The following is a 13,445-nucleotide window of genomic DNA, read 5'->3' as shown; positions in this document are numbered from 1 at the left end:
TCAAGGGGGCGGTGTTCAGGTTTGCCGGGTTGTGGGTGTCTTGCCGCCCCCTTGACACGTGTGGTTGCCCTTGTGGAGGTCGGCGGGATGACACGGACCCCGGACCACGCTGGAACAGGAGTCGACCGCCCGACCCCGTCATCCTGCTGATCTGCCCGTCCGGCGAGGACGCTTTTGATCTTTATCTTCCAAAGCCGGCCGACAGCCCGTGGGCGGTCCCGTGGGCGGTCCTGGGGCGACGGGTCAGGTGATCGGGAGGACCCGACCCAGCACGGCGAACGGCCGGGGGTCGCCGGTGAACTGGTAGTGCCGCAGCACGTCCACGAAACCCACCCGTCGGTACAACCGCCACGCTTTGCTCGGACCCTCCGGAGTGGACAGCAGCACGCGCGAGCTCGGCACGCCACCCAGCAGGTTGCGCAGCAACTGCTCCCCGACACCCCGTCCCTGCGCGCCGGGCAGGACGTGGAGCTCGGTGAGCTCGAAGTAGTCGCGCATCCACTCCTCCACCGCCCTCGGGCCGGACACCATGGTCAGCCCGTGCCGCACCTGCTCGTGCCACCACTGACCGACCGAGCCGCGGTAGCCGTAGCCGATGCCGACCAGCTCGTCCTGCTCGCCCAACGCCACCACGCACCGCCAGCCGTCACGCAGCATGTGCGCCAACCACATGGGCGCGCGCTGCTCGGCCGTGCCGGGCGGGTACTCCATGGCGCTGACGTAGAGCGCCAGCGCCTCGTCCAGCCGGGAGTTCAACTCGCGCGCGGACAACGTCACGATCCGCTGGGACGGCGCGGCGGTCACCGGGCGACCTCGGCGGACGTGCCACCGGTCAGGTCGAGCAGCCCCGCGTAGGTGGTCGGGTAGACCGCGTGCGGGTGCCCGGCGGCGGCCCACACCACCTCGTACTGCTCAAGAGCGACGTCGACGAACGTGAGGATCGGCGCCGGGTGACCCACCGGGGAAACGCCGCCGATGACCTGGCCGGTGTGCTCGCGCACGAACTCGGGCGTGGCCCGCTCGATCGAATCCGCGCCCGCCAGCACGGCCAGCTTGTCGGTGTCGGCCCGGTGCGCGCCGGAGGTGAGCACGAGCAGCGGCGCCGCGACGCCGTCGCGGACCGCGGCGAACACCAGGCTGTTGGCGATCGCGCCGACCGGCACGCCCACCGCGTCGGCCGCCGCGGCGGCGGTTCGGACGGCGTCGGCCAACACGCGGATCCCGTTCGCCGCCTCGTGGTGGCCCGCCTCGGACAGTGCGGCGGCCACCTTGCGGATGCCGGGGTGGTCGAGTGCGCTCACCTGTTCATAAGACCACGGGCGGTCGGCTTGAGGAGTGCCGGGCCGGCAGGATAGTCTGGTCTGGCTCGAACGTTTGTTCGAGCAATGCCTTGGTGGTGGGGCGGGGGAAGCGCCCCACCACCAAGTGCCGCCGTCTCCCCGCGGCGGTCGTCGCTGTCCCGACGCCGCGAGGAGGCCGCGAGATGACTCAGACCTTCCCCCGCCGCATTCCCCTCCCACTACCACCGGCGTCGGCGGTGACCCTGCTCGGCCAGGCCCGTGAGTGCCTGGCCGAGGCCGAACGGGATCCCTCGCCCCACGCCCGCTTCGCCACGGCCTACCTGGCCGCGATGCGGGCGGCGGCGGCCGTGCTGGCGGCCAGGGGCCGACCCCACCGGGGCCGGGCCAAGCCGACCAGCGTGTGGGTCCTGCTGTCCTCCCTCGCGCCGGAGTTGCGCGAGTGGGCCGCGTTCTTCGCCGAGTGCTCGGCGACGCGCGCGGCCGTGCTGGCGGGCATCACCAGGCAGGTCACCCAGCGCGCAGCCGACGACCTGGTGCGCCAAGCGGCGCAGTTCACCGAGTTGGTCGACGAGATCATGTACGAGGACGGACTGTGAGCAGGGGACTGGTCGCCTACGACCGCCTGATCGACGTAGTGGAAGCCGAAGCCGAGCGCCTGGCGGCGGCGGCCGAGGGACAGCGCCCGGAACGCCAGGTGCCCGCCTGCCCCGGGCTCAACCTCGGGGAGACGGCGCGGCACGTGGGCAGCACGTACCGGATGGTGTCGACGTGGCTGAGGGAAGGCAGCCAACCCCTGGTGTGGCAACAGGACCCGGAGCCGGGGCAGGAGTTGCCGGACTACGTCCGCGCGGGCGTGCGGCCGCTGGTGCGGGCGCTGCGGCCGCACGAGCCGGACGACCCGTGCGAGACGTGGTGGCCGGCCGAGCGCAACCACAACTTCTGGGCACGGCGGCTGGCGCACGAGTCGACCGTGCACCGGATGGACGTGCAGGCGGCGGCCGGGTTGCCGATCGACCCGGTGGACGACGACGTGGCCGAGGACGGCGTGGACGAGATCCTGACGCTGTGGTTGGGGCACCGGCTGGACAGCCTCGGCGTGCGCGGCACGCGGGAGGGGACGGTGGCGATCCGCGCGGGCGACAAGGTGTGGCTGGCCACGACCGGCCCCGACCCGGCGGTGGCCCGGCTGGTCACCGACGAGGAGGCGGCGTCGGCGAACGGCGAGGTGACCGGCGCGCCGATGCAGGTGTACCGCTGGCTGTGGGGCCGGATCCCGGACCGGGACCTGCCGCCGACCACCGGTGACCACGACGCGATCGCCCAGCTGTGGGCGTTGCTGAGGCTCGCCACCAAGTAGTCGTGCGTCCGCCGCCGGGTGCCCGACCCCCACCCGGCGGCGGACGCGCCTCGTCCCGGCGTCGTGGCGTCGCCACTCACAGCGTCAGCGAGGTGACCTCTTCCAGGCCGTCGGCCTTGGCGGTCTCCAGCCGGAAGCGGGCCACCCGGCCGTCGATCTCCAGCACCCCCACCGAGTTGCCGAAGTGCGGCCCGCTGAGCTTGTGCCACGCCACGGGGTCCGGCGAGATGCCCCGCCGATCCGCCCACCACCGCAGCACCCGCGCGATCGGCTTCGACCACGACAGCCGGAACGCCGGCCGGAACACCCACGGCGGGTCGTTGTGCACCGGCGAGCACACGAGTTGGTACACCTTCGCGTCCACCGACGACGGGAACGTCGCCCGCGCCGCGTAGCTGTGGTGCACGTCCCCGGACAGCACGCACACCGTGCCCGGCGCGTCGTCGGCCTTCGAGATCCGCTCCAGCAACCGGGCCAGCCGCTCGAACGACGCCCGGAACGCGGGCCAGTGCTCCAGGTCCGCGACCTGCCGCACCTTCTCGCCGACCCGGCCCCGCCACCCCGGCAAGCCCGCCATCCGCTCGTTCATCGACTGGAGGTGGCTCAACGCGTGCGGCATCAGCCACGGCAGGGACGAGCCGACCAGCAGGTGGTCGAAGTCGCCGTGGGCGTTCTCCTCGATCCAGTCGAACTCCTGCGCGCCGACCATGAGCCGTTGCGGCCCGGACAGGATGCGCCCGCTGCGCGTGTCGATCACCAGCAGCCGCACCCGGCCGAAGTCGCGCCGGTAGCTCCACCGGGTCGACTTGCCGCCGTCGACCTCCTGGTCGGCCTGCTCGGCGAAGTCCTCCAGCAACGGCTGCACGTCACCGCCGCTGGACCGCACCTTGGCGTACAGCTCGTCGCGCGCCAGCTCGTCCGGGCTGAGGTTGCCCAGGTGCTGGTAGACCCAGTACGACGCGAGTCCCGCCCGGATGCGCTCGGGCCACCAGCGCTTGGTCGCCATCTGCTCGCGCCACGTCCGCGAGGTGTTCCAGTCGTCGCGCACGTCGTGGTCGTCGAAGATCATCGAGGTCGGCACGACGGACATCAGCCAGCGGATCTCGGGGTCGGCCCACGACTCGTGGTACAGCTCGGCGTACTCGCGGAACGACACCACCTCACCCGCCGGCTCCGGTCTCCGCTCGGCCAGCCACTTGGTGATCCGCGGCGTCGGTTCGTCGGCGTAGACCTGGTCGCCGAGCAGCACCAGCGCTTCCGGCCACCGGTCCCGCGGCTCGTCCTTCATCCGCAACGCGTACGCGTCCAGCGCGTCCGGACCGAGCTTGTCCGCCGTCGTGCCGTCCGACGACTTCGCCGCGCGGCACGAGCCGAACAGCAGCCGCCGCACCGGCGTGGTGCGGATGCTCGGCGAGGGGAAGGGCGAGTCCGGCCTCGGCCACACCAGGTCGCCGTCCAGTCGCACGTCGTAGTCGGTGGCGGAACCGGGCGTCAGCCCTTCGACCACGACGAGCGCGAAGTGCTGTTCGCCCACCTGGAACGTCTCCGCTTGGTGTCCGGCGACGGTGACCTCACACGCCGTGTCCGTCTCGACCCACACCGTGGCCGAAGTGGAGTCGACGTGCCGCAACACCGGACCGAGAACCAGGTCAGCCATGGGGGAAAGGTAGCGCGAGGACAGGAGTGCCGGGTCGGCCGCGTGCGGCGGCCTGCGGGGAAGCGGCCCGCGGCGAGGCAGGTACCCGGCTTCGCCGCCGGGCAGGACCGACCGGGCAGGACCGACCGGGCAGGACCGACCGCCCAGGCATTACCTTCGGGCCATGGCGACGAGGTGGTACGACGTGGTGGTCGACGCGGCCGATCCCGCCGCGCTGGGCCGGTTCTGGTCGGCGTTGCTGGGCACGCGGATCACCGGCGAGAGCGACGACGAGGTCGACGTGGCGCTCAGCGACGGGCTGGAGCTGGTGTTCGTGCCCGTGTCGGACGCGAAGGTGGTGAAGAACCGCGTGCACCTGGACCTGACGTCCACGTCGCCGGAGGACCAGGCGGCGATCGTGGCGCGGGCGGTCGCGTCGGGCGCGAAACCGGTCGACGTCGGGCAGGGCGACGTGCCGTGGGTGGTGCTGGCCGACCCGGAGGGCAACGAGTTCTGCGTGTTGGAGCAGCGCGACGAGTACGCCCACACCGGTCCGGTGGCGGCGGTCGTGGTGGACGCGGTCGACCCGCCGGCGCAGGTGGCGTTCTGGGCCGGTCTGACCGGGCTGCCGGTGGCGCGCGAGCACGCCGACTTCGCGTCGCTGCGGCAGGAGTCCGGGCCGTCGCTGGAGTTCGTGCGGGTGGGTGAGCCGAAGTCGGTGAAGAACCGGCTGCACCTCGACCTCGCACCGCCCCCCGACGGCGACCTGCCGACCGAGGTGGCCCGGTTGGAGGCGTGGGGAGCGGTGCGGGCCGACGTGGGGCAGATCGACGTGCCGTGGGTGGTGCTGGCCGACCCCGAGGGCAACGAGTTCTGCGTGCTCACGCCCCGTTGAGCGCTCAGGCGGTATCGGATCGGCGCTCGGTGGTGGCGGCACCGAACCAGGTCGGCAGCCGGTCGACCAGGTCCTGCTGGTCCTCGCCGACCCACGCCACGTGACCGTCGGGCCTCAGCAGCACGGCGGGCACGTCCAGTTCCTCGCTGACCTCGACGACGTGGTCGACCCGGTCCGCCCAGCCCGCCACCGAGAGCCGCCCGGTCTGGTCGAGCAGCAGCCCGCGGCCGCCGTGCATCCGCTCGTAGAGGCGCCCGTGCTTCAGGCTGACGTCCCGCAGCCGCTTGCCCAGCAGGTCGTGCCCCTCACCGAAGTCGTAGCGGATCCCGATCGCGGTGATCTTCTCCATGATGCGGCGGTTCACCTCCTCGATCTCCATCAGCTCCGACAGCAGCCGGCGCACCGCCCGCGGACCCGGCTCGGTGGACATCAGCTCGATCTGCGCGCGGGTGTTGTCCAGCACGTCGGCGGCCACCGGGTGGCGTTCGGCGTGGTAGCTGTCCAACAGCCCCTCCGGCGCCCAGCCGTCGACCGCGGCGGCCAGTTTCCAGCCGAGGTTGAACGCGTCCTGGATGCCGAGGTTCAGCCCCTGCCCGCCGGTCGGCGGGTGGATGTGCGCCGCGTCGCCCGCCAGCAGCACCCGCCCGACCCGGTAGCGCTCGGCCAGCCGGGTGGCGTCGCCGAAGCGGGACAGCCAGCGGGGCGAGTGCACGCCGAGGTCCGTGCCCGCGGTCGCCAGCAGCGCGGCCCTGAACTCGTCCAGTGTCGGTGGGACCGCGCGGTCCTCGGCGACCCCTTCGGCGGGCACGATCACGCGGTGCACGCCGTCCCCTAGCGGCATGGCCCCGAACCTCAACTGGGTCTTGCGCACCTCGGCCATCACCTCGGCCAGCGTCTCCGGCGACGCGGTCAGCTCCATCTCGCCCAGCAGCGTCTCGACCCGGCTCGGCTCGCCGGGGAAGTCGACGCCGAGCAGCTTGCGCACCGTGCTGCGGCCGCCGTCGCACCCGACGAGGTAGCGCGAGCGCAGCCGCGTGCCGTCGGCCAGTTCGGCGGTGACCCCGTCGTCGTCCTGGCTCAGCCCGACCAGTTCGCGACCGCGCCGGACCTCGGCGCCGAGTTCGGCGGCGCGTTCGGCCAGCAGGCGGTCGGTGGTGGTCTGCGGGATGCCGAGGATGTACGAGTGCGCGGTGTCCAAGCTCGCGGGCCACGGGCCGCCGATCCCGGCGAAGAAACCGCCGACCGCGAACTGCCGGCCGTGGGCGAGGAACCGCTCCAGCAGGCCGCGCTGGTCCATCACCTCGATGCTGCGCGAGTGCAGGCCCAGCGCGCGCACGTACTTCGTCGGTTCCGCCTCCTTGTCCAGCACCACGACGTGCACGTCGTGCAGCCTCAACTCGGCGGCCAGCATCAGGCCCGTCGGACCGCAGCCGACAACGATCACGTCAATCATGCAAACCCCCGTCGAACGGCGCATTTCGCCTGCGTGGTGAATCCCTGATTTCCTCAGGGTTCGACCACGGCCGCAGATTTTGCGGCACTACCCGGGTCTTGCCGCAAGACCCCCTGTGCGCTATAAGTTGAAAGTGGCGGGAAGTGGGTCTTCCCGTCGCGCCTGTTCGCCGGCGGTGGTCCGGTTCCCTCATGCCGACATCGTTCGTCGTGATCGGCTGTGTCGCAGGACGGTCACGCCACGTCCCCGTGCTCTGGCGATCACCCGGAAGAACCTCTACCGTGCTCCCATATGCAATATATTAGCCGGGGGTTGTTCCGCGACCAGGCGCTGATCGCGATCCGCGAGGCGATCCTGGGCGGCGACCTGGCGCCCGGCGTGCCGATCAAGGACGTGGAGCTGGCCGAGCGGCTGGGGCTGTCGCGGACGCCGGTGCGGGAGGCGTTGGCCCGGCTGACCGACGAGGGCCTGGTCGAGAGCAAGCCGCACAGCTACACGCGCGTGACGCCGCTGGACACCTCGGCGGTGCGCGACGCGCACATCGTCGTCCAGACCATGCACGCGCTCGCCGCCCGGCTGGCCGTCCCGCGCGTGGTCGAGGCCGACCTGGACGCCATGCGCGTCGCCAACACGGCGTTCGCCCACGCCCTGGCCACCGGCGACGTGCCCGCCGCGCTCGCCGCGGACGACGAGTTCCACGCGGTGGCCGTGCGGCGCAGCGACAACTTCGCCCTGATGGCCACCATCGAGCGCTACACGCCGCTGGTGCGCCGCCTGGAACGGCTGCGGTTCGCCGCGCCGACCGGTCGCCACTCGGTGGCGATGCACGACGAGATCACCACCGCCTTCGCCGCGGCCGACGCCGACCTCGCGGCCCGGCTGGTCGAGCGGAACTGGGCGACGTTGGCCGACCTGTTTGAGGAGAACTGACATGGCGCTGGGCGATTTCGCTCGCTTCCCGCTGACCTTCGGCCCGTCCCCGGTGCACAAGCTGGAGCGGTTGACCGCGCACCTCGGCGGCGCGCAGGTGTGGGCCAAGCGGGAGGACTGCAACTCCGGGTTGGCCTACGGCGGCAACAAGACCCGCAAGCTGGAGTACCTGGTCGCGGACGCGTTGGCGACCGGCTGCGACACGTTGGTGTCGATCGGTGGCGTGCAGTCCAACCACACCAGGCAGGTGGCCGCCGCGGCGGCGCGGGCCGGGCTGAAGTGCGTGCTGGTGCAGGAGAGCTGGGTCGACTGGCCGGACGCGGTGTACGACCGGGTGGGCAACATCCTGCTCAGCCGGTTGATGGGCGCCGACGTGCGGTTGGTGGAGGCGGACTTCGGCATCGGCGTGAAACCCGCGTGGGAGCAGGCGATCGAGGACGTGCGCGCGGCGGGCGGCAAGCCGTACCCGATCCCGGCGGGCGCGTCGGACCACCCGCTGGGCGGGCTCGGGTTCGCCGGGTGGGCGGCCGAGGTCGAACGGCAGGAGGCCGAGCTGGGCGTGCGGTTCGACACGGTGGTCGTGTGCTCGGTGACCGGCAGCACGCAGGCGGGCATGGTCGCCGGGTTCGCGGGCAGCGGTCGGACGGTCATCGGCATCGACGCCTCCGCCGAGCCGTGCGACACCCGCGGTCAGATCGCCCGCATCGCCAAGAACACGGCCGGCCTGCTCGGCGTCGAGGTGGCCGACGAGGACGTCATCCTCGACGACCGGTTCCACGAGGGCATCTACGGCGTGCCCGGCGAGGCCACAGTGGACGCGATGAAGCTCGGCGCCCGCCTGGAGGGCATGATCACCGACCCGGTGTACGAGGGCAAGTCGTTGGCGGGCCTGGTCGAACTGGTCTCCACCGGCGAGATCCCGCGCGACTCCACGGTCCTGTACGCCCACCTGGGCGGCCAGCCCGCGCTCAACGCCTACAGCTCCCTGTTCCGCTGACCCCTCCTGTTCCGCTGACCGGTCCCGGTTCCCGCCTACAGCTCCCGGTTCCGCTGACCGGGCGCCGGGTCACGCCCGCAGCCGCAACCCCTTGGGCGTGGCGCGGAAGCCCGCTTCCTGGAGGACGCCCGCCAGCCGGGAGCCCAGCGCGACCTCGCCGTCCGCGCGCTGCACCGCCAACTGCCCCAGCCAACCGTCCCGCACCGCCCGGCTCAGCGCCTGCGCCGCCGCCCGCAACGGCACCTCGTCCTCGGTGAACGACAGCAGCGACCGGCCACCCCGCTCGACGTAGAGCGTGGCCAGCCCGTCCACCAGCACCACCAGCGCACCGGACTTGCGGCCCGGCCGGTGCTTGCCCTCGCCCGACGGCTCCGGCCAGGTCAGCGCCGCGCCGTAGGGCTGCGCCGGGTCGGCCGCCGCGAGCACCACGGCCTCCGACGTGCCCGCGTGCTCCTGGCCGGGCGGGCGGGACGACGCGCGCAACCGGTCCACCGCGCCCCGTGCCGCGAACTGCGCCGCGCCGAGCCCTTCGACCACGTACCCGCGCACGACCTGGCCGGACTCCTCCATCGCGCGCAGCACCCGGTACACGCCGCTGAACCCGCCGGTCACCCGCTCGGTGTCCAACGCGCCGCGGGTGAGCACGCCGTGCCGCTCCAGGAACGCCTCGGCCCGCGCGTGCGCACGCCGGGTCGCGTCCACCGCGGGCACCACGGCCAACGACCACCGGCCCGCCACCGTCGGCGGCCCGGTGCGGCTGGGCATGTCCGGCCGGCCCGTCCGCATCCGCGCGTACCTGCCGCGCGGCGCGGCCCGCCGCGGCTTGTGCGCCGTGCCGCCGCCCGCGACCAGCGCCCGCAGCGGCGCCAGCGTGTCGTTGGTGACCACGCCCGCCCACACCAGGTCCCACAACGCGCCGACGACCTCGCCGTCCGTGGTCGGGCCCTGCAACGACACCCGGTCGACCAGCTGGCGGAAGAACAACGCGCCCCCGCCCAACGCCTCCACCACGGCGGTGTGCAGCGACGAGTCCGGCATCGCCTCCGGCACCAGGTCCGGCAGCAGCAGGTCGGCCACGTCCGCGGGCGCCAACGCGATCCAGCCGTCACCGCCCGCCAGCGAGCCGCAGCCGGTCCACGTCACCTCGCCGGACGCGGTCAGCTCGTCCAGCAGCGCCGGGCTGTAGCCGGGCAGCCGCGCGGGCAGCACCAGCGACTCCACCGCGCTCGCGGGCAGCGGCGCGCCCGCCAGCTGCTCGACCACCGAGTACACGTCGTCCACCGTCGGCGCGGACCGCAGCCGCCGCCCCACCCCGTGCCAGCCCGGCAGGAACCGGCCCAGCGCGGCGGGTTCCACCGGCTCCACCTCGGCCCGCAGCCGGGCCAGCGACGCCCGCCGCAACCGCCGCAGCACGTCGGCGTCGCAGTACTCGGTGTGGGTGCCACCGGGCCTGAGCTCACCGCGCACCAACCGCCCGGTGGCCGCCATCCGCTCCAGCACCCCGGTCACCACGGCCACGCCCAACCCGAACCGCTCCGCCGCCTCCAGCGCCGGGAACGGGCCGTGCGTGCGCGCGTACCGCGACAGCAGGTCGCCCAGCGGGTCGGCCACCGGCTCGGTGAACACCTCCGGCACGCCCACCGGCAACGCCACGCCCAGCGCGTCGCGCACCCGGCCCGCGTCCTCGATCCCGATCACCCGGTCCTGGCCCGCGATGCGCACCCGGATCGCCCGCCGCTGCGCCACCAGGTCCGCCAACCACTCCGGCCGCACGCCGCGGGCCAGCGCCTCCGCCTCGGACAGGTCGCCGAGGAACCGCAGCAGGTCCGCCGCACCCTCCGCGTCCCGCGCGTGCCGGTCCGGCGCGAGGCGTTGCAGGTTGCGCTCGACCTCCTCGACCACCTCCGGGTCGAGCAGCTCCCGGATCGCCTCGGAACCCAGCAGCTCCGCCAGCAGCGCCGAGTCCAGCGACAACGCCGCCGCCCGCCGCTCGGCCAGCGGCGCGTCCGCCTCGTACAGGAACATCCCGACGTACCCGAACAGCAGGCTGCGGGCGAACGGCGACGGCGACGGCGTCTCGACCTCCACCACGCGCACCTTCCGCGCCCGGATGTCGGCCATCAGCTCACGCAGGCCGGGCACGTCGTACACGTCCTGCAAGACCTCGCGCATCGCCTCCAGCACGACCGGGAAGCTCTCGTACTTCGCCGCCACCGACAGCAACTGCGCCGCCCGCTGCCGCTGCTGCCACAACGGGGAGCGCTTGCGCGGGTCACGCCGGGGGAGCAGCAGCGACCGCGCCGCGCACTCGCGGAACCGGGCCGCGAACAACGCCGACCCGCCGACCTCGGCCACCACGACCTGCTCGACCTCCTCCGGGTCGAGCAGCACGTCGTCCGCGCCCGCCACGACCTGCGCGCCGTCCAGGTCGACCGCGTCGGGCAGCCGGATCACGATGCCGTCGTCCGAGTGCGCCGCCTGCACCTCGATGCCGCGCCGCTCCCGCAGCCTGGCCGCGATCGCCAACGCCCACGGCGCGTTGACCTGCGCCCCGAACGGCGAGTGCACCACCAGCCGCCAGTCGCCGAGCTCGTCGCGGAAGCGCTCCACCAGCACGACCCGGTCGTTGGGCACGTGCCTGGTCGCCTCGCGCTGCTCGCCCAGGTACGCCAGCAGGTTCGACGTCGCCCAGGCGTCCAACCCGGCCGCCGCGGTCCGCTCCGCCGCACCGCTGTCATCCATGGTGGACACTTCACGCAGGAACTTCCCCAACGCCCGCCCCAGCTCCAGCGGCCGGCCGGGCGCGTCGCCCTTCCAGAACGGCATCCGCGCGGGCTGCCCCGGCGCGGGCACCACGATCACCCGGTCGTGGGTGATGTCCTCGACCCGCCACGACGACGTGCCGAGCAGGAACGTGTCGCCGACCCGCGACTCGTAGACCATCTCCTCGTCCAGTTCGCCGACCCGCGACCCGGGACCGCGCTCCGACGGCGGCGTCATCACCGCGAACAGCCCGCGGTCCGGGATCGTGCCGCCCGACGTCACCGCCAACCGCTGCGAACCCGGCCTGCCGCGCAGCTCGCCGGTGATCCGGTCCCACGTGATCCGGGGCCGCAGCTCGCCGAACTCCTCGCTCGGGTACCGGCCGGACAGCATGTCGAGCACCGCCTGCAACGCGGACTCCGGCAGCGCGGCGAACGGCGCGGCCCGCCGAACCAGCCCGGACAGCGACTCGACCGTCCACGTGTCCATCGCCACCATCGCCACGATGTGCTGCGCCAGCACGTCCAGCGGGTTGCGGGGGTACCGCACGGCCTCGATCGCGCCGTCCCGCATCCGCTCCGCCACCACCGCGCACGACACCAGGTCGCCCCGGAACTTGGGGAACACCACCCCGCGCGACACCGCGCCGACCTGGTGCCCGGCCCGACCGACGCGCTGCAACCCTGAGGCGACCGTCGGTGGCGCCTCCACCTGCACCACCAGGTCGACCGCGCCCATGTCGATGCCCAGCTCCAGCGACGACGTCGCCACCACGCACGGCAGCCGGCCGGACTTCAGCTCCTCCTCGACCACCACGCGCTGCTCGCGCGACATGGAGCCGTGGTGCGCGCGGGCGACGGCGGCCGAGCTCTGGGTCGTGACGCCGGACTGGCCGGACAGCTCGGAGGGGTACCGCTCCAGTTCGGCGGCCTCCTCGGACAGCTCGTTGAGCCGCGCCGTGAGCCGCTCGGCCAGCCGCCGCGAGTTGGCGAACACGATGGTCGACCGGTGCTGCCGGACCAGCTCCAGGATCCGCTGCTCCACCGCGGGCCAGATCGACGCCCGCTGCTCCGCACCCGCCGCCGAGCCCGACACCTCGCCGGTCGGCTCGCCCAGCACCGACATGTCCTCGACCGGGACCTCGACCCGCACCTCGATCGTCTTGGCCGTCTTCGGCTGCACCACCCGCACCGGCCGCCCGCCCGCGAGGAACGAGCCCACCTCCTCGACCGGCCGGACCGTCGCCGACAGCCCGATCCGCTGGGCGGGCCGTTCCAGCAACGCGTCCAGCCGCTCCAGGGACAGCGCCAGGTGCGCCCCCCGCTTCGTCCCGGCCACCGCGTGCACTTCGTCGACGATCACCGTCTCCACCCCGCGCAACGAATCGCGCGCGGCCGACGTGAGCACCAAGAACAGCGACTCCGGGGTGGTCACCAGCACGTCCGGCGGCGTCCGCGCGAAGGCCCGCCGGACATCCGCGGGCGTGTCACCGGTCCGCATGCCGACGGTGATGTCCGGTTCGGGCAACGACAGCCGGTGCGACGCCTGCCGGATACCGGCCAGCGGCCCCCTGAGGTTCCGCTCCACGTCCACCGCGAGCGCCTTCAACGGCGAGACGTACAGGACCCGGCACCGCCGCTTCGGCTCGGCGGGCTTCGGCGTGGCCGCCAGCCGGTCCAACGCCCAGAGGAACGCCGCCAACGTCTTGCCGGACCCGGTGGGCGCGATGACCAGCGCGTGCTCACCCGCGGCCGCGGCCTCCCACGCCCCGACCTGCGCCCCCGTGGGCGCGTCGAAGGCCCCGGCGAACCACTGCCGGGTCGCGGGGGAGAAGGCGGCCAGAACGTCCATCCCCCCATCTTGAACCACTCCACCGACAGTGTTGGATTGCCGCTGCTCCGCAGACGGCAGGCTCGGTCGCCTGGAAGTCGACCGTTCGCGCCTGTGTGGAATTGCCGCTGCTCCGCAGACGGCGGGCGAGGTCGCCTGGAAGTCGGTCGTTCGTGACTCATTTCCCGCCGATCGAAGGGCGGGTGAGGTCCTTGCGCAGCTTGGTGTCCGGCTCGTCGGTGTCCGCGATCGACTGCTCGATCGACTTCGTGCGCCACAGCCC

At 73.1% G+C, this 13,445-nt stretch carries 10 protein-coding genes; 5 read left to right on the top strand and 5 right to left on the bottom strand.

Features of this window, described 5'->3' with window-relative positions; all coding sequences use genetic code 11:
• Positions 1–243: 243 nt before the first annotated feature.
• Both AB0K14_RS40525 and AB0K14_RS40520 read right to left on the bottom strand, forming a co-directional pair.
• Positions 244–804 carry a GNAT family N-acetyltransferase gene (locus tag AB0K14_RS40525; RefSeq protein WP_360466221.1) on the bottom strand — a complete coding sequence of 187 codons (561 nt, stop codon included), beginning with the start codon at positions 802–804 and terminating at the stop codon, positions 244–246.
• Positions 801–1,301: a YbaK/EbsC family protein gene (locus AB0K14_RS40520; RefSeq protein ID WP_360466218.1), complete on the bottom strand. Its 501-nt coding sequence runs from the start codon at positions 1,299–1,301 to the stop codon at positions 801–803. Before AB0K14_RS40520 ends, AB0K14_RS40525 begins: the two co-directional genes overlap by 4 nt.
• Before the next feature lie 182 nt (positions 1,302–1,483).
• Between AB0K14_RS40520 and AB0K14_RS40515 the strand changes: the two genes are divergently transcribed.
• Both AB0K14_RS40515 and AB0K14_RS40510 read left to right on the top strand, forming a co-directional pair.
• Positions 1,484–1,897 (top strand): SAV_6107 family HEPN domain-containing protein, encoded by a 414-nt coding sequence (locus AB0K14_RS40515; RefSeq protein WP_360466215.1) that lies wholly within the window; start codon positions 1,484–1,486, stop codon positions 1,895–1,897.
• The gene (locus AB0K14_RS40510) at positions 1,894–2,658 is read left to right on the top strand and encodes a maleylpyruvate isomerase family mycothiol-dependent enzyme (protein ID WP_360466213.1); all 765 of its coding nucleotides are present in this window, start codon (positions 1,894–1,896) and stop codon (positions 2,656–2,658) included. The genes AB0K14_RS40515 and AB0K14_RS40510 overlap by 4 nt, the downstream gene beginning before the upstream one ends.
• Positions 2,659–2,734: 76 nt before the next feature.
• Here AB0K14_RS40510 and AB0K14_RS40505 read toward each other — a convergent pair whose 3' ends face one another.
• Complete coding sequence (locus AB0K14_RS40505) at positions 2,735–4,315, bottom strand: alkaline phosphatase D family protein (protein ID WP_360466210.1); 1,581 nt, start codon at positions 4,313–4,315, stop codon at positions 2,735–2,737.
• A gap of 163 nt (positions 4,316–4,478) precedes the next feature.
• On the opposite strand from AB0K14_RS40505, the gene AB0K14_RS40500 reads away from it, so the two are divergent.
• The gene (locus AB0K14_RS40500) at positions 4,479–5,189 is read left to right on the top strand and encodes a VOC family protein (protein ID WP_360466207.1); all 711 of its coding nucleotides are present in this window, start codon (positions 4,479–4,481) and stop codon (positions 5,187–5,189) included.
• 4 nt (positions 5,190–5,193) lie between these two features.
• Here AB0K14_RS40500 and rox read toward each other — a convergent pair whose 3' ends face one another.
• Positions 5,194–6,642, bottom strand: a complete 1,449-nt coding sequence (rox, locus tag AB0K14_RS40495; protein WP_360466204.1) for a rifampin monooxygenase — start codon at positions 6,640–6,642, stop codon at positions 5,194–5,196.
• A gap of 291 nt (positions 6,643–6,933) precedes the next feature.
• Between rox and AB0K14_RS40490 the strand changes: the two genes are divergently transcribed.
• Both AB0K14_RS40490 and AB0K14_RS40485 read left to right on the top strand, forming a co-directional pair.
• On the top strand, positions 6,934–7,572 hold the full coding sequence (locus AB0K14_RS40490; protein ID WP_360466201.1) for a GntR family transcriptional regulator: 639 nt from the start codon (positions 6,934–6,936) through the stop codon (positions 7,570–7,572).
• 1 nt (position 7,573) lies between these two features.
• On the top strand, positions 7,574–8,569 hold the full coding sequence (locus AB0K14_RS40485; RefSeq protein WP_360466198.1) for a 1-aminocyclopropane-1-carboxylate deaminase: 996 nt from the start codon (positions 7,574–7,576) through the stop codon (positions 8,567–8,569).
• A 69-nt stretch (positions 8,570–8,638) separates the two neighbouring features.
• Here AB0K14_RS40485 and AB0K14_RS40480 read toward each other — a convergent pair whose 3' ends face one another.
• Positions 8,639–13,183 carry an ATP-dependent helicase gene (locus AB0K14_RS40480; RefSeq protein ID WP_360466196.1) on the bottom strand — a complete coding sequence of 1,515 codons (4,545 nt, stop codon included), beginning with the start codon at positions 13,181–13,183 and terminating at the stop codon, positions 8,639–8,641.
• Between the last annotated feature and the right edge of the window lie 262 nt (positions 13,184–13,445).

It is taken from the genome of Actinosynnema sp. NPDC050801, from assembly GCF_040673975.1.
In the GTDB taxonomy this organism is placed as follows: Bacteria; Actinomycetota; Actinomycetes; order Mycobacteriales; family Pseudonocardiaceae; genus Actinosynnema.
The sequence above is the reverse complement of the archived record's forward strand: the minus strand, read 5'-3'. Positions and strand labels throughout refer to the sequence as shown.